The sequence below is a fragment of the Mesorhizobium sp. GbtcB19 genome (assembly GCF_019091085.1).
Lineage (GTDB): Bacteria > Pseudomonadota > Alphaproteobacteria > Rhizobiales > Rhizobiaceae > Mesorhizobium.
Genome location: NZ_JAGXJY010000007.1, coordinates 44,864 through 61,134, shown reverse-complemented (window position 1 = coordinate 61,134; position 16,271 = coordinate 44,864). Strand labels below are relative to the sequence as shown.

14 protein-coding genes and 1 tRNA gene are annotated in these 16,271 nt (G+C 64.9%); 10 read left to right on the top strand and 5 right to left on the bottom strand.

The window, feature by feature from the left end; all coding sequences use genetic code 11:
• Nucleotides 1-21: 21 nt before the first annotated feature.
• From atpD to lepB, 3 genes are all read left to right on the top strand, one after another.
• A complete protein-coding gene (gene atpD / locus KVT37_RS14430; RefSeq protein ID WP_217574013.1) occupies nucleotides 22-1,602 on the top strand; it encodes a F0F1 ATP synthase subunit beta in 1,581 nt (526 codons plus the stop codon).
• A 99-nt stretch (nucleotides 1,603-1,701) separates the two neighbouring features.
• On the top strand, nucleotides 1,702-2,109 hold the full coding sequence (locus tag KVT37_RS14425; RefSeq protein ID WP_095816599.1) for a F0F1 ATP synthase subunit epsilon: 408 nt from the start codon (nucleotides 1,702-1,704) through the stop codon (nucleotides 2,107-2,109).
• Nucleotides 2,110-2,319: 210 nt separating this feature from the next.
• On the top strand, nucleotides 2,320-3,297 hold the full coding sequence (gene lepB / locus KVT37_RS14420) for a signal peptidase I (protein WP_306796907.1): 978 nt from the start codon (nucleotides 2,320-2,322) through the stop codon (nucleotides 3,295-3,297).
• A 10-nt stretch (nucleotides 3,298-3,307) separates the two neighbouring features.
• Here the strand turns inward: lepB and KVT37_RS14415 are convergent, their stop codons facing one another.
• A complete protein-coding gene (locus tag KVT37_RS14415) occupies nucleotides 3,308-4,822 on the bottom strand; it encodes a mannitol dehydrogenase family protein (RefSeq protein ID WP_217574011.1) in 1,515 nt (504 codons plus the stop codon).
• 278 nt (nucleotides 4,823-5,100) lie between these two features.
• Between KVT37_RS14415 and uxaC the strand changes: the two genes are divergently transcribed.
• On the top strand, nucleotides 5,101-6,510 hold the full coding sequence (uxaC, locus tag KVT37_RS14410) for a glucuronate isomerase (RefSeq protein ID WP_217574009.1): 1,410 nt from the start codon (nucleotides 5,101-5,103) through the stop codon (nucleotides 6,508-6,510).
• Between the two features lie 64 nt (nucleotides 6,511-6,574).
• Nucleotides 6,575-7,342, top strand: a complete 768-nt coding sequence (kduD, locus tag KVT37_RS14405) for a 2-dehydro-3-deoxy-D-gluconate 5-dehydrogenase KduD (protein ID WP_254634025.1) — start codon at nucleotides 6,575-6,577, stop codon at nucleotides 7,340-7,342.
• 199 nt (nucleotides 7,343-7,541) lie between these two features.
• Here kduD and KVT37_RS14400 read toward each other — a convergent pair whose 3' ends face one another.
• The gene (locus KVT37_RS14400) at nucleotides 7,542-8,168 is read right to left on the bottom strand and encodes a LysE family translocator (protein ID WP_217574004.1); all 627 of its coding nucleotides are present in this window, start codon (nucleotides 8,166-8,168) and stop codon (nucleotides 7,542-7,544) included.
• A gap of 313 nt (nucleotides 8,169-8,481) precedes the next feature.
• Between KVT37_RS14400 and recQ the strand changes: the two genes are divergently transcribed.
• Both recQ and hutH read left to right on the top strand, forming a co-directional pair.
• Nucleotides 8,482-10,317, top strand: coding sequence for a DNA helicase RecQ (gene recQ / locus KVT37_RS14395; protein WP_217574002.1), 1,836 nt, complete (start codon nucleotides 8,482-8,484; stop codon nucleotides 10,315-10,317).
• A gap of 212 nt (nucleotides 10,318-10,529) precedes the next feature.
• On the top strand, nucleotides 10,530-12,017 hold the full coding sequence (gene hutH, locus KVT37_RS14390) for a histidine ammonia-lyase (protein WP_217574000.1): 1,488 nt from the start codon (nucleotides 10,530-10,532) through the stop codon (nucleotides 12,015-12,017).
• A gap of 193 nt (nucleotides 12,018-12,210) precedes the next feature.
• Here hutH and KVT37_RS14385 read toward each other — a convergent pair whose 3' ends face one another.
• The 3 genes from KVT37_RS14385 to KVT37_RS14375 form a co-directional block, all read right to left on the bottom strand.
• Nucleotides 12,211-12,633: a hypothetical protein gene (locus KVT37_RS14385; RefSeq protein WP_217573998.1), complete on the bottom strand. Its 423-nt coding sequence runs from the start codon at nucleotides 12,631-12,633 to the stop codon at nucleotides 12,211-12,213.
• Between the two features lie 201 nt (nucleotides 12,634-12,834).
• Nucleotides 12,835-12,924 (bottom strand) — tRNA-Ser (locus tag KVT37_RS14380).
• Nucleotides 12,925-13,061: 137 nt separating this feature from the next.
• Nucleotides 13,062-14,216, bottom strand: a complete 1,155-nt coding sequence (locus KVT37_RS14375) for a serine hydrolase (RefSeq protein WP_217573996.1) — start codon at nucleotides 14,214-14,216, stop codon at nucleotides 13,062-13,064.
• Nucleotides 14,217-14,491: 275 nt separating this feature from the next.
• Here KVT37_RS14375 and KVT37_RS14370 point away from each other — a divergent pair, with 275 nt between their 5' ends.
• The 3 genes from KVT37_RS14370 to KVT37_RS14360 all read left to right on the top strand — a co-directional run bounded on the left by KVT37_RS14370 (nucleotide 14,492) and on the right by KVT37_RS14360 (nucleotide 16,258).
• Entirely contained in the window at nucleotides 14,492-15,175 is a 684-nt protein-coding gene (locus KVT37_RS14370) for a 50S ribosomal protein L21 (protein WP_217573994.1), read from the top strand.
• Nucleotides 15,176-15,275: 100 nt separating this feature from the next.
• Nucleotides 15,276-15,545 (top strand): 50S ribosomal protein L27, encoded by a 270-nt coding sequence (gene rpmA / locus KVT37_RS14365; protein WP_040991608.1) that lies wholly within the window; start codon nucleotides 15,276-15,278, stop codon nucleotides 15,543-15,545.
• Nucleotides 15,546-15,670: 125 nt separating this feature from the next.
• Nucleotides 15,671-16,258, top strand: a complete 588-nt coding sequence (locus KVT37_RS14360) for a GNAT family N-acetyltransferase (RefSeq protein WP_217573992.1) — start codon at nucleotides 15,671-15,673, stop codon at nucleotides 16,256-16,258.
• Nucleotides 16,259-16,271: the final 13 nt, after the last annotated feature.

Sequence of the window (16,271 nt, the reverse complement as noted above, 5' to 3'; positions counted from 1 at the left end):
TAGACGAAAAGGGCAAAGACGATGGCGAAAGCAGCTACCCCGAAGACCGCCGCCAAGGACGCGGCAAAGGCCCCGGCAGCCGCCGCGAAGGCCGCTCCGGCGAAGAAGGCGGCCGCTCCGGCCAAGGCAGCGGCTCCGGCCAAGGCGGCAACCGCGAAGGCAGCCAGCGTCGCGACGAAGCGCGTCGGCGCCGCCGGCAAGGTCCGCCAGGTCATCGGCGCCGTCGTCGACGTGCAGTTCGAAGACCACCTGCCGGCCATCTTGAACGCGCTGGAAACCGACAATGTCGGCAACCGCCTGGTGCTCGAGGTCGCCCAGCATCTCGGCGAGAACACCGTGCGCTGCATCGCCATGGACTCGACCGAAGGTCTGGTCCGCGGCCAGGACGTCTATGATACCGGCGCGCCGATCTCGGTTCCGGTCGGCCCGGGCATGCTCGGCCGCATCATCAACGTCATCGGCGAACCGGTCGACGAGGAAGGCCCGGTCGACGGCATCGAGATGCGCGCCATCCACCAGCCGGCTCCGGCCTATGTCGACCAGTCGACGGAAGCGCAGATCCTGGTCACCGGCATCAAGGTGCTCGACCTGTTGGCGCCTTACGCCCGCGGCGGCAAGATCGGCCTGTTCGGCGGCGCCGGCGTCGGCAAGACCGTGCTGATCCAGGAACTGATCAACAACGTCGCCAAGGCGCATGGCGGCTTCTCGGTGTTCGCCGGCGTCGGCGAGCGCACCCGCGAAGGCAACGACCTCTATCACGAGTTCATCGAATCGGGCGTCAACAAGAAGGGCGGCGGCCAGGGTTCGAAGGCAGCACTCGTGTACGGCCAGATGAACGAACCGCCGGGCGCGCGCGCCCGCGTCGGCCTGACCGGCCTCACCGTCGCCGAATATTTCCGCGACCAGGGCCAGGACGTGCTGTTCTTCGTCGACAACATCTTCCGCTTCACGCAGGCGGGCTCGGAAGTGTCGGCGCTACTCGGCCGCATTCCTTCCGCCGTGGGCTACCAGCCGACGCTGGCCACCGACATGGGCGCGCTGCAGGAGCGCATCACGACGACGACCAAGGGCTCGATCACCTCGGTGCAGGCGATCTACGTTCCGGCCGACGACTTGACCGACCCGGCGCCGGCGACCTCGTTCGCCCACCTGGACGCCACGACCGTGCTCAATCGCGCGATCTCGGAAAAGGGCATCTACCCGGCCGTCGATCCGCTCGACTCGACCTCGCGCATGCTCGACCCGATGGTCGTCGGCGAGGAGCACTACCAGGTCGCCCGCCAGGTGCAGTCGATCCTGCAGCGCTACAAGTCGCTGCAGGACATCATCGCCATCCTTGGCATGGACGAGCTGTCGGAAGAGGACAAGCAGACGGTTGCCCGCGCCCGCAAGATCGAGCGCTTCCTGTCGCAGCCGTTCTTCGTCGCCGAAGTGTTCACCGGCTCGCCGGGCAAGCTGGTCGACCTCGCCGACACCATCAAGGGCTTCAAGGGCCTTTGCGCCGGTGACTATGATCACCTGCCGGAAGCCGCCTTCTACATGGTCGGCGGCATCGACGAGGCGGTCGAGAAGGCGCAGCGCCTCGCGGCTGAAGCGGCGTAACGAAGCGAATAGCGAATAGGGAGTAGCGAATAGGGACAAGTGGGCCGGCCGAGTTTCTTCACTACTCGCTACTCGCTATTCCCTACTCGCTAAATTGGCATGGCTGAAGCTTTCAAGTTCGAACTGGTCTCGCCGGAGCGGCTGCTCGTTTCCGAACAGGTCGAGTCGGTCGTCATTCCGGGCGCCGAAGGTGAAATGACCGTGATGGCGCAGCACGCTCCGGTCATGACCACCATCAAGCCCGGCGTCGTCACGGTGAAGGCCGCGGGCGGCAAGGAAGACCGCTATGTCGTGTTCGGCGGTTTCGCCGACATCCTGCCGTCCGGCTGCACGCTGCTTGCTGAATCGGCCGTGCATGTGAACGACATCGACCGCGCCGATCTTGCCCGTCGCATCCAGGACGCCAAGGAAGACGCCGCCGACGCCAAGGATGACGTGGCGCGCAGCCGCGCCGAGCAGTTCCTCAGCCAGCTCACCACGCTGGAAGGCGCGCTGCTGCCGGCCTGAGGTCGGCTTCAGACAGGCAACTGAGAAGGCGGGGCTTTGCCCCGCTTTTTTGTTTGCCCCGTCTTCCGGTTTGATGGACAGTCCGGCTGCCTGGAGCCGTTCACCGTTTCACGGAAACGGCGAAACACTCTATCTCTTTGATTTCACACAATTCCAGACGGAAAACCGCAACACACTTTTTCTGGGATTGCTCCAGGCATGGGGGTGCCGATGACGGAACAAGCGGGGCAGCCGGAAGCAGGTTCGCGATCATGGTGGTCGACTGCGCTGGTGTCGGCCATTGGCGGCCCGTTCGCCGGCTTCCTGTGGGTCGGCGCCGGAAGGCTTGCCGTCATCAGCCTCATTGCTGTCACTGCCGCCAGCATCGCGATCTGCTACATCGGCTTCCCGGTGTTGCCGGGCATGAATCTTGCCGCCATCGGCAGATACTCCGGCTTCGGCATGATGATCGTATGGGCAGCGATCGTTGCTCCGCTGGCGCGCCGGTTCAAACCGGACAAATGGTATGCGCAAGGCGTTTCGGTGTTCGTGATGGCGTTTTACGCCACCATCGTGGCCGGGTTCGTCGTCCGCACCTTCCTGTTCCAGTCCTTTTCGACGCCGGCCGGCAGCATGGTTCCGACGCTGCTGGAAGGTGACTATTTCTTTGCTGCCAAATACGCCTATGGCTACAGCCGCTACAGCGATCCCTTCGAACTGCTGACTTTCGACGGCCGGGTATGGGGCGCCGAGCCCCAGCGAGGGGATGTTGTGGTGTTCAAATTCCCACCGGATCCGAGCATCGACTATATAAAGCGCGTCGTCGGCCTGCCGGGCGAAAAAATCCAGATGATTGACGGCGTCCTGCACATCAATGGCGTGCCGGTCGGGCTCGATGATATCGGTCCGTATGCGTCCGAGGATTTCAAGACCGCCAGGTTGCAGCGCGAGACCTTGCCCAACGGCGTTTCCTATTCGGTGATCAACCTCACCGACAATGCGGTGGGTGACAACACGCGCGTCTTCGAAGTGCCCGAAGGGCATTATTTCATGCTCGGCGACAATCGCGACAATTCCTCCGACAGCCGGTTTACGGTCGGCTTCGTTCCCTATGAAAATCTGGCGGGCAAAGTCGTGCGCCTGTACTGGAATTCGAACGGGGTCGACTATGCCGCGCGGCAGGTCGTGAACGGGTCGGCGGGCAAATAGCCCGCAGAGACTACTCAGTCAGCCTCGGTGGTTCGTTGCCAATGCCGAGCGCGGCGAGGGTCAGCTTAGGACCACCCTGTTTGAGATGAACAAGGTGGGTGGCGACGAATTCGATCAATTGCAGCCGTTCCGGATGACCCTTGGCAAAGCCGGCGAGGTCGAACACAGCCTTCGTCATCTCAGCTGTCGGCAGGTTGCGGCCGAACAGGTCCCCGAGCGCGGCATCGAGTGGGTCGGTGAAGTGGGCCTCGGGCAAGGTCCCGCCGCGCGCGGCGCATGCGGCGATCCACGCAGCGATGACCAGCGACAGATGTTCCGGCAGCAAGTCCGCCTCCAGCCGCGCCAGGGCGGAGGCGATGATGCGCTGCGGCAGTTTCTGGCTGCCGTCATTGGCGATCTGCGCGGTGCGGTGTGCGAGCGCGGTGTTCGAAAATCGTTCGGCGAGCTCGGCCGTATAGGCGCTTGTGTCGAGCCCGGCATCCTGCGGCAGCGTCGGGATGGCCTCGGCCCAGAGCCAATCCACGAACTGTCTTATTGCCGGATCGGCAAAGGCGCGGTCGACCGTGGCGTGGCCGCTGAGCAGGCCAAGATAGGCGATGCCCGAATGCGCGCCGTTGAGCAGCCTCAGCTTCATGTCTTCGAAAGGGCCGACGTCCTCGACCATGGTGACACCGAATTTCTCCCAGGCCGGTCGACCGGCGGGAAAGCGGTCCTCGATCACCCATTGCCGGAACGGCTCGGTCATCACCGGCCAGGTGTCCTCGACGCCGATTTGTTGCGCGATGCGCGCCCGATCGGCATCCGTCGTCGCCGGCACAATGCGGTCGACCATGCTCGACGGGAAAGCGACTTCGTTCGCGACATGGCCGGCCAATGCCGGGCCGGCGCCACCATGAGCGTCGCGCAGCTTGGCGAACTCGCTCAGCAGCCGGTGCAGCGTGGCGCCGTTGGCCGGCAGGTTGTCGCAGCACAGAACCGTGAAAGGCGGCGTGCCCGCGGCGCGGCGGCGCGCCAGCGCCTCGGCGAGAAATCCATGCGCCGTTTTCGGCGAAGCGGGATTGGCGAGGTCGTGGACGATATCGGGGTGAGCGCTGTCGAGGTTGCCGTCGGCTGCTCTCAGATAGGCCTTTTCGGTGATGGTCAGCGTGACGATGCGGATGCGCGGGTCGGTCAGCGCGGCGAGCACCGCGTCTGGATTTTCCGGAGCGACGAGCAGGGACTGGATCGAGCCGATCACCTGCAACTGTTCGCCGGCGCTGTCCCTGATCGCCAGCGTGTAGAGCCCGTCCTGTGGCTTGAGCGCATCGCGCGTATCGGGGCTGCGCAGCGAGACGCCGACGATGCCCCAGTCGCTCTCGCCGTCGCTCAGGCAGGCGTCGACATAGGCCGCCTGATGGGCGCGGTGAAAGGCGCCGACGCCGAGATGGACGATGCCCGGCGTGATGCCGGCGCGATCATAGGCCGGAACCGCAACCTCGCCTGGCAAGGACCGCAGCGTCCTGTCGGAAAGGCGGCCGCTGCTCATGGCACCGAAACGGCTGAGAGGCTTCGGTGAAGCGGCATGTCGATGTCCTGTCCGATGGAGCACACGCGGCGTATCACCTGTTCCCCAGCGCTGCAAGAAGGTGAAGGCTCTCCCTGGCGTTGACATCATTCCTGGCCGACCGTACCGATACCCAGCCCTAAAGGCGCGTCGCGCTGAAACGGATTCCGGCGACGCGCTTCAGGTCTTTGCCGAGCAAGTCGTTGCCGATACCGCTGCACGCTTCCGGGCGACATGCATTGGAGGAACCGCTTTTTTCGATGATCGCGCCGACCGATCCCGATCTGCTGTTTCCGCCCGAGGCGAGTTCGCGCGCATTGGCCCGTGCCCTTTATGCCGGCGTGAAGGACCTGCCCATCGTCAGCCCGCACGGCCATACCGACCCGCGCTGGTACGCGCTCGACGAGCCGTTTCCGGACCCCGCGCAGTTGCTCATCGTGCCGGACCATTACATTTTCCGCATGCTGTTCAGCCAGGGCGTGCGGCTGGAAGAGCTCGGCGTGCCGACGCTCGACGGCTTGCCGGTCGAGACCGACGGCCGCGCGATCTGGCGGCGCTTCGCCGAGCATTATTACCTGTTTCGCGGCACGCCGACGCGGCTCTGGCTCGACCATGTGCTCGAGCATTTGTTCGGCATCGACGAGCCGCTGAACGCCGCCACCGCCGACCGTCATTACGATGCCATCGCCGCGCTGCTTGAGCGCGACGACTATCGCCCGCGCGCGCTGTTCGAGCGCTTCAACATCGAGGTCATCGCCACCACCGAGGGCGCGCTCGACGACCTCGAATGGCACCGGATGATCCGCGACAGCGGCTGGAAGGGCCGCGTCGTCACCGCCTATCGCCCGGACGCCGTGGTCGATCCCGATTTAGAAGGGTTCTCGGACAATCTCGATCGCCTCGGCGAAATCACCGGATGCGATACCGGCACATGGGCCGGCTATCTCGACGCGCACCGAAAGCGGCGCGCCTATTTCAAGGAATTCGGCGCGACCTCTTCCGATCATGGCCATCCGACCGCCGAGACCGCCAATCTTTCCGACGCGGCGGCGCAAGAGCTGTTCAACCGCGTCCGCGGCGGCTCGCAGGATGAGCGCGAGCGGCGCCTGTTCCGCGCCCAGATGCTGACCGAGATGGCCAAGATGAGCCTGGACGACGGCCTGGTGCTGCAGATCCATCCGGGCTCCTGGCGCAATCATTCGCCTGCTGTTTTCCAGAAATTCGGCCGCGACAGGGGTTTCGATATCCCGACCCGCACCGACTATGTGACGGCGCTGAAGCCGCTGCTCGACTGCGTCGGGCTGGAGCGCGACCTCACGATCATCCTCTTCACGCTGGACGAGACGAGCTATGCGCGCGAGCTGGCGCCGCTCGCCGGCGTCTACCCGGCGCTCAGGCTCGGTCCGGCCTGGTGGTTTCATGACAGCCCGGAAGGCATGCGCCGCTTCCGCGAGATGACCACCGAGACGGCCGGCTTCTACAACACCGTCGGCTTCAACGACGACACGCGCGCCTTTCCGTCGATCCCGGCCAGGCACGACGTTGCCCGCCGCGTCGACTGCGCCTTCCTAGCGCGGCTGGTGGCCGAGCATCGGCTGCGCGAGGACGAGGCGCATGAGCTGGCCGGGGAACTGGCCTATACACTTGCCAAGAAGGCGTATCGCCTGTGAAGGGGCGCTGTCACATGCGCGGAGCGATCGATCCTACGATCGCCAGCAAGCGAAGGGGCTGAGCTTGAGCGATCTTTCCGCCTTCAGCCTCATCGGCAAGCGCATCCTCGTCACCGGCGCCAACACCGGCATCGGCCAGGGCATCGCCGTGTCGATCGCGCGCGCCGGCGGCCTGGTCGTCGGCGTCGGCCGCTCGGCGATGGACGACACGGCCGGCAAAGTCGCGGCCGCGGGCGGCAACTTTGAAGCGGTGAAGGCCGATCTCGGCGATCCGGCCGAGGCCGCCGCGATGCTCGACCGCGTCTGGGATGAGAGCGGTCCGATCGACGGGCTGGTCAACAATGCCGGCATCATCCGGCGCGCCGACGCGGTCGATCTGAGCGAGGCCGACTGGGACGAGGTGATGGACGTCAACCTCAAGACCGTCTTCCGGCTCTGCCAGACCTTTGCCAAGCGTGTGCTGGCCGAACCCGGGCGGCGCGGCAAGATCGTCAACATCGCCTCGGTGCTCAGCTTCCAGGGCGGCATCCGCGTCGCCTCCTACACCGCCTCGAAACACGGCGTGCTCGGCCTCACAAGGCTGCTCGCCTGCGAATGGGCGTCCAAAGGCATCAACGTCAACGGCATCGCGCCGGGCTATATCGAGACCAACAACACCGAGGCGCTGCGCGCCGATCCCGACCGAAGCGCCGCCATCCTCGGACGCATTCCCGCCGGTCGCTGGGGCCGGCCCGACGACATCGGCGATGCGGCCGTGTTCCTGCTGGCGCCGGCGTCGGACTACATGCATGGCGCGGTGGTGCCGGTCGACGGCGGCTGGCTGGCGCGGTGACCGTTTCCCGCCAATGACGGGGGCCGATTTCCTCGGCTGAGAAATCTGTTCGTCAGAAACGAAAAGCCCGCGCCGTAAAGCGCGGGCTTGTTGCCTGGGCGCTTGTGGCGCCGCCGCGGTACTCGAAACATTGCCGCAGAGGGCAAACGTGCCGCAACACGGTGAAGATTGGCTTAACGGCTGGGGTTGGCGGCGCGGTTCACCGCTGCTGCAGCGCCAGCCGCACGCCCAGTGCGCAATAGATGCCGCCGACCACCTTGCCCTGCCATTTCAGCACCGCCGGATTGCGGCGCAGGAAGGAGCCCAGACCGCCCGCGCTGACAGCGAAGACGACCGTGCTGAACAGCCCGAGCAGGACAAAGATGATGCCGAGCATCATTAGCTGCAGCACGACGTAGCCGTTTTGCGGGTGCACGAATTGCGGCAGGAAGGCGAGGAAGAACAGCGCGGTCTTCGGGTTCAGCACCTCGGTCAGGATCGCCTGCCGGAAGGCTTTGCCGGCCGAGATGGGCAGCGTCCTGCCGGCCAGGTCGGCCGGCGCCTTTTCTAGGATGGCGCGGATGCCGAGGTAAACGAGATAGGCGGCGCCGACATATTTGATGACGCTGAACAGCGTCGCCGAGGCGGCGATGATGGCCGAGATACCGACAATGGCCATGACGGTGTGGATCACATCGCCCGCCGCGACACCGGCGCCGGTGGCAATGCCGACCCTGGTGCCCGAGCTCGTCGCCCGCGCGACGGTCAGCAGCGTCGCCGGTCCCGGGATGAAGACGAAGCCGAACACCACCGCGATGTAGGTGAGAAGTGTGGCGGGGTCGATCATGCGAAAGCTCCTTCTGTGTCGGCCGCTGCCCGCGGCGGACGGCATCGGACCGTAGCACCTGGAACTCTCCAGCCGCTGTGCCAGCGACAGCTTTTCGATGACGGCATTTGGCGCGAGGCGGCAGCTTTCCAGCCCTTGTACTTGTTTCTTGCGCAATTCCGGACGGAAAACCGTTACGCACTTTTCCTGGAATTGCTCCATGCGCGGTTGTGGCCGAATGGCGGCTGCGCTACTCCAAGGCATCACGCGGTGAATCACTTTTGTCTGCTCTTCACATCTTTCCGAAAGCGAACCTCTGTCCGGTGTCGGGCTGATGCCGGTACAGGCCGCCAGCCTGCGGGCCGGGGACCAGCAGCGGCGCGTGCTGAAGGACGTGTTCGGCTTCGACGATTTTCGTCCCGGGCAGGCCGCCGTCATCGAGGCGCTGCTCGCCGGGCGCCATGTGCTGGCGGTCATGCCGACGGGTGCCGGCAAGTCGCTCTGCTATCAGGTTCCGGCGCTGGTCAAAGGCGGCCTCACCATCGTGGTGTCGCCGCTGGTGGCGCTGATGCAGGATCAGGTCGCCGCCTTGCGGCTTGCCGGGGTGGCCGCCGACACGATCAACTCCTCGCTCGACCGCGATGCCAATGTCGCGGCCTGGCGCCGCGTCGCGTCGGGGCAGACACGGCTGCTCTATCTGGCGCCGGAGCGGCTGATGACGGAGCGGATGCTGGAAGCGCTGTCGCGGCTCGACGTCGGCCTGATCGCCATCGACGAGGCGCATTGCATCTCGCAATGGGGCCCGGCCTTCCGGCGCGAATATGAGGACCTGTCGCGGCTGCGCGGGCTGTTTGCCGATGTGCCGATCATCGCGCTGACGGCCACGGCGGACGAGGCGACGCGCGCCGACATCGAAGCACGGCTGTTTGCCGGCCGCGCCGAAACCCTGGTGCTGGGCTTCGACCGGCCCAACATCAAATTGGCGATGGAGACCAAGCAGGACAGCAAGCGCCAGCTGCTGCGCTTCGTCGAGCGCCACCCCGGCAAGAGCGGCATCGTCTATTGCCTGTCGCGCCGCAAGACCGAGGAAATGGCGGCCTTCCTGGAGAAGAACGGCGTGCGGGCGCTCCCCTACCATGCCGGCATGAGCAAGGAGGCGCGCGAGGCCAACCAGAACGCCTTCATGAGCTTGTCCGGCGTCGTCATGGTGGCGACCATCGCTTTCGGGATGGGCATCGACAAGCCCGACGTCGCCTATGTCTTCCACACCGACCTGCCCGGCAGCCTGGAAGCTTATTACCAGGAGATCGGCCGCGCCGGCCGCGATGGACGGTCGGCGGAGGCGCATATGCTTTACGGGGCCGGCGACATCCGCACGCGCCGCATGTTCATCGACGACGAGGATACCTCACCCGAGCACAAAAGACGGGCGCATCGCCGGCTCGACACGCTGATCGGCTATTGCGAGACGGCGCAATGCCGGCGCCAGGTCCTGCTCGGTTATTTCGGCGAGGAAGCGCAGGCCTGCGGCAATTGCGACAACTGCCTCGACCAGGCGCCGCGCGCCGACGGCAGCGCGGAGGCACGCATGATCCTTGCGGCGGTCGCGCAGACTGGCGAGCGCTTCGGCGCCGGCCATGTCATCGATATCCTGCTCGGTCATGAGACCGAGAAGGTGCTGGCGCGGAACCATCAAAGGCTTGCCAGTTTCAGGACCGGTATCGCCCACAGGAAGCCGGTCTGGTTATCGCTGATCCGGCAGTTGGTCGCCGGCGGCTTCCTGGTGCCGGATCCGGAAGGCCATGGCGGGCTTGTCATTTCGGAAAGCGGCCGCGCGCTCGGCCGTGGCGAGGTTACCTTCGAGTATCGCGTCGAAGGCCGGGACCGTCTGGCGCGCGGCAGGAAGCGCGCCGCGCAAAGCTCCGCCGCGGGTGGCGAGGGCGTCGATGCATCGCTGCTGGCCGCGCTCAAGACACTGCGGCTGCGGCTCGCCAAGGAACGCCAGGTGCCGGCCTATGTGGTGTTTTCCGACCGCACGCTGATCGACATGGCCGAGCGCCGGCCGCAAGATCTCGACGAGTTCGCCGAGGTGAATGGCGTGGGCGCCGCGAAGCTCAAGGAGTTCGGCGAAATTTTCTTGAGCACGATCGCGGCGCATCAATCGGCTTAGGTCAGGCGCTGCCGCCGGGCTTGAGCGACAAGGCTCAGGCGCTTGATGCCGATCGGGATGAGCCAGCACACTCGAATTTTTCACTTTTGTCCCACCGCCGCGGCGAAAATCCGACAAAGGCCGGGCTCGAGAGGCGTTAGGTACGACGCTGCCGGGACATTGGGACCCGGCGGCAAGTTTTCGACGGCTATCAGCCCGGGTGGATTCCACGAATGACGATAATTATCGACAATGCCGCAAGCTGGCGCGACATCGCGCGTGTCGGCGACGGCGAAAATCTGGCCTTGGCGCCTGCCGCCTGGGATCGCATCGCGCATGCGAACCGCATCGTGGCAAGCCTCGTCGAAAAGGGCATTCGCGCCTATGGCGTGAACACCGGGGTCGGGGCGCTGGCAAGCCAGGTGGTGGCGCCGGCCCTGCAGGAGAAGCTGTCGCGCAACATTATCCTGAGCCACGCCTGCGGCGTCGGCGAACTGGTTCCCGAGCGGGGCATCCGCGCCGTCATTGCCGTGCAGGTGGCGAATTTCGCGCATGGCCATTCGGGCGTGCGGCCGCAGATCGTGCGCAACCTGCTCACCTTGCTCGAGCGCGGCTGCGTTCCGGACGTTCCGTCCCGCGGGTCGGCCGGGTATCTCACGCACAACGCCCATATCGCGCTGGTGCTGATCGGCGAAGGCAGAGCGACCGTTGCCGGGCGCAAAATGAGCGGCCGCGAGGCGCTGGCCGAGATCGGCCTGGAGCCGCTGGTGCTGGGCGCCAAGGAAGGCTTGAGCCTCGTCAACGGCACCGCATGCGCCACGGGCCTCACAAGCATCGCGCTGGTTCGCGCCGAGCGTCTGCTGGCCTGGGCCGATGCGGCGGCCGCGCTGACGCTGGAAGCCGCCGGCGGGCAGATGGCGGCCTTCGACGAGACCGTGCTGGCGATGCGGCCGTCGCCCGGCATCGAGGCGGTGGGCGCCGCGCTGCGGCGCCTGCTCGACGGCAGCGGGCTGATCGCCGCAGCGCAGGGCAGCCGCACGCAGGATGCGCTCAGTCTTCGCGCGGTGCCGCATGTGCATGGCGCGGCGCGCGAGGTGCTGGAACGCTCGGCACTGCTGGTCGACCGTGAGCTGGCCTCGGTGACTGACAACCCAGCCGTGGCCGGCACGCCCGATGATCCGAAAGTGTTTTCGCAGGCGCATCCGGTCGCGCCGGCGCTCGGGCAGACCGCCGACGCTCTGACGATCGCGCTGGCGCAGGTCGCGGCGATGAGCGAGCGCCGCATCGATCGCCTCGTCAATCCGCTGGTCAACAATCTGCCGGCATTCCTCGCCGCCGAAGGCGGCTGCAATTCGGGCTTCATGATCGCGCAGTACACGGCCGCGTCGCTCAGCAACGTCAACCGGCGCCTCGCCGCGCCGGCGGCGACGGATGGCGGCGTCACATCCGGCCTGCAGGAGGATTTCCTCGCCCATCCGACCGTGGCGGCCAACAAGCTTCTGGCCGTCATCGACAACGCCGAATACATCCTGGCGATCGAACTTATGGCCGCCGCGCAGGCGCATGATTTCCTGTCCGGCAAGGCCGCGCGGGCACCAGGCACCGATGCGATCTACCAAGCCGTGCGCCAGCGCATCGCGCACTATGATGACGATCGCCCGCTGTCCTGGGACATGGAAGGGCTGCGCGGCTTCATCCGCGAGACCGATGTGGCCGGGTAGAAGCGATAGCGGAAGGGATCCGAGCCAACTCTGCTATCAGGCACTCGCCAATCGATCTGCGGTCTCAACAGACGATCGACTCGAGCCGGCTAAAGCGCGTCGCGCTGAAACGGAATCGAACGACGTGCTTTAAGTCTTTGTTTTGATGCATGTCGTTGTCCCAGAACCGCTGCACACTTCTGGGCGACATCCATTAATGCCAAAGGCAGATCTTGACGTCCTTCGCGGTATAGCATGCGCCTTCGCGGCTAAGATTTTCCCATCTTTCGTCGCCGTGGGTTTCGTCAATTGCCGCGTTCGAATAGCCGGCCCAAGTGTCACCGTCCTTATAGACAGCCGCCCAGTAATCCTTGGACATTTCACCTGCGCCGCTATTCGGGTCCGGGTAGTCGATGCCGGCAAAAACCTGCTTCGGCCCCTGGATGTTGAAATCGCCACCCTTCTCGATCTGATAGGAGCATCTTCCGGATATGCGGGTCTCACCGTCAACCACAAGCAGGCAGCGGCCCCATTTGTAGCCGCTCGGCAAACGATGCTGTGCCGCATGCGAAGGCGAAACGGAAAACGCAATTGCCAAGGCAAGCGCTGTGGTTCGCCCGGCCGACAGCCAGTCCAAAGAGTGACCTGACACCGTTGCATTCCGCCCAGAGCGCATATCGAACGGTCCTCCGCGGGATGATCCCTTCGAGACCATATTCTATCGACCATAGCGGATTCTTGTCACGCGAGTGTGTGCTGCTTCACGCTGCTGCGGAGGCCATCCTGCTTCGCGCGGAAGACCATGCTGATCCTGCGAAGCTCGAAGAGCGAAGCAGGATGGCGGAGAGGGAGGGATTCGAACCCCCGATACCCTTGCGAGTATGCCGCATTTCGAGTGCGGTGCATTCGACCACTCTGCCACCTCTCCGCGAGGTCATGGTCGGCCGTTGCCGGCGCGGCGCACTAGATAACGGCTGGCTGCTCCAGTTACAAGGGCCTATTCGCGCGATTTCCGGCTTCTTCGAAAAGCCTAGTCGAGGCGACCGTTTCGCCCCAGCAACGCGCTCAAGGTTTCTTCGCGGTCTTGCCGTCCGCGGGCGCCGTATCCTTGGAAGGTGGCGCCCCAGGGACATCATAGGCGGCGCTCCCGGTCATCGCCGCGATCACGGTCTTTTCCAGCGCCGCGTAAGTCTTGCCGTCATTCTCGCCGGAAAAGATCACGACCGCGGCATAGCCCGCCTCGTTGACGAAGAAGAACGAGCCGCCGGTCTTGGGATAGTCGGGCAGATGATGATGCAACAGGCCGTCGTGATAATACTGCGTGCCGCGTGCCGTGCGCCTCATGCAGACGCCGAAGCCATAGGCCGGCTTGCCGGAAAAGCGCGGGCAAGGCGCCTGGGCCGGCGGCGATTTCTGTCCCTTGGCGTAGCCGGGATCGCCGGGGAGCGTGTCGAGCCATTGCCGTGTCTTCGGGCCAAGGGCGCCGGACTGCGGGTCGAACGCGTAGAGGAACCTGGCGTAGTCATCGGCCGAGATGTCCCAGCCACCGTTCGGCGAGCGCGAAACCAGGGTGTCGTCGATGACGCCGGCATTTACCGGCATGCCCAGCCTCGTAAAAACCTTGCCGCAAGTGACGGGATAGGGCCGGCCGCCGATGAACTGGGCGACATAGCCCAGGACCAGATAGCCGCTATCGCTGTAGGAAATCGTGCTGCCCGGATCGAAGTCGAGCATCGTCCGGGTCGCGGTCCGGAAGGAAGCGGCCAGCGAATGGTCGTTCTTGTCGTCGAAGGCGTTCTTCTTCAGGCCGGCGCGGTGGGTGAGCAGTTGCTCGATGGTGATCGTCTTGAAGCGCGGGTCCTTCGGCTCGCTGCCCTTGTGCTTGCGGGCGAAATAGCCGGCAAGGGCCGTGCCGAGCGGCTCGTTGAGCGACAACTGCTTGTGGTCGACGAGGCCGGCGATGCAGATGCCGGTGATCGCCTTAGAGAGGCTGGCGACCGGCTGCCGGTCCGTCGCCTTCCAGCCATGGTCGAAGGCGCCGACGATGTCCTTGTGCAGCGCGACGGCCACCTCCGCATTGGCGATGTGATGATCGGCCATCCAGGTCGTAACGGCGGCATCGACGTCCGCCGCGACCGCGTTCGGCTTGGCCGATGCGGGCGTGAGCCAGGCAACACACAGCACAAACAGAACCGGCCAAGCCCGCAACCGCCTGAGCATCCTCTTCCCCCCGGAAATGTCTGCTTCCTCGGGGCGCGATGTTGCCATGACCGTGCGGAGAGCGCCAATAACAGTCTCGACAACAAGCCGATAGCCGGCTGCTTGCCTTGACGCTGCTTGCCTTGACTCTGGCGCAACCTTCGGTTAGGGACAGCCCGCATTCGGCGTGGAGGCTCTTCCGCGCCGCTTGTTTTTTGAACCCGCAGACTGACAAAAAGACGGCCGAACCGCCTGAAGCGGTTCATCAAGGCCGACCGAACAGCGAAAGGCAAAAAATGTTCGCAGTCATTAAAACGGGCGGCAAGCAGTATCGCGTCGCCGCCAACGATCTCCTGAAGATCGAGAAACTCGAAGCCAAGGTCGGCGATATCGTCGAGATCGGCAATGTGCTCGCGCATGGCGAGGGCGAGAATGTCACCTTCGGCGCACCGTTTGTCGATGGCGCGCTGGTCACGGCGGAAGTCGTCGAGCAGGGCAAGAACCGTACCGTCATCGCTTTCAAGAAGCGCCGCCGCCAGAATTCGCGCCGCAAGATCGGCCACCGCCAGCTTTTGACCACCGTGCGGATCGCCGAGATCCTGCTGGGTGGCGCCAAGCCGGCGAAGAAGGCCGCCGCGAAGCCGGAAGCCAAGGCAGAGGCCAAGGCTGAAGTCGCCGCCGAGGCCGCTCCGAAGGAGCCGAAGGCCAAGAAGGAAACCAAGGCTGAAGCCGCCGCCGGCGAAGAGGCAAAGGCCGCGCCGCTGTTCAAGGCCCCGAAGGGCGAGCCGGACGACCTGACCGTGATCAAGGGCATCGGCCCGGTCGCGGCGAAGGATCTCGCCGAGCAGGGCATCGTCACCTTCGCGCAGCTCGCCAAGCTCAGCGACAAGGATGTCGCCAAGATCGACGAGCACATGCCGTTCAGCGCCGACCAGATCAAGGACTGGCGCGAGCAGGCCAAGGAGCTGGCGAAGAAGTAATTTTTCCGGCGGCGATCGTCGCCGGTACGGGACTTGAAACGGAACGCGAACGCGTTCATAAGACCATTCAAGCGCCTCAGGGCGCATCGGAGTTAGTCAAATGGCACACAAGAAAGCTGGCGGTTCGTCGCGCAATGGTCGCGATTCGCACTCCAAGCGTCTGGGCGTGAAGAAGTTCGGCGGCGAAGCCGTCGTCGCCGGCAACATCATCATCCGCCAACGCGGCACGCAGTGGCATCCGGGCACCAATGTTGGCATGGGCACGGACCACACCCTTTTTGCGCTCGAAGCCGGCGCAGTCACCTTCAACAAAAAAGCCAACGGCCGAACCTACGTATCGGTGAACCCGATTACCAAAGCAGCGGAGTAGCCGGTTCCGCACCATAACACCGGCGCCCATCTCGGGAACCGGTGTCTGGCCAGGCCAGGAAAAGGATCAGGAGAGATGGGCTTGCCCTCTCTCCTTTTTCATTTTTCTTGCCCTGGAGGACTAAAATGGTTGCCGAAGCGGAAGATACCGAAGACGAAAGTTACGCGATCGATTGCCCGGTGCTCGCCACCGAGCGGCTGGTCATGCGCGCGCCGCGCGACAGCGATCTCGATCAGCTCGTTGCTTTGGCCGACAACCGACATGTCGCCGAAATGCTGGCCCGCATGCCGCATCCCTATGGCGAGGCCGAGGGCCGCACCTTCCTCGCCATGGCGGCATCGCGCCGCGCCGGCATCGTCTATGCGCTCACCCTTGCCGGCACCGGCACCTTCGTCGGCTGCGCCGGCCTGAACACCACCGATCGCGGGTTGGAGCTCGGTTACTGGATCGGCGAGCCCTACTGGAAGCGCGGCTATGCCACCGAGGCCGCGCACGCGCTGGTCGATCTCGCTTTCCAGAACACCTCGATCCAGGTGCTGCATGCCTCGACCAGGGTGATCAACCCGGCCTCGCGCCGGGTCATCCACAAATGCGGCTTCCAGTATGCCGGCCAGGGCATGCTGAACTCGATCGTCGCCGGCCAGGTGCCGGTCGAGCGTTATCGGCTGGATCGCAAGACGTGGACGAGCCTCAGGAACTGGGTCCATTTCTAAGATGGGCCGATAT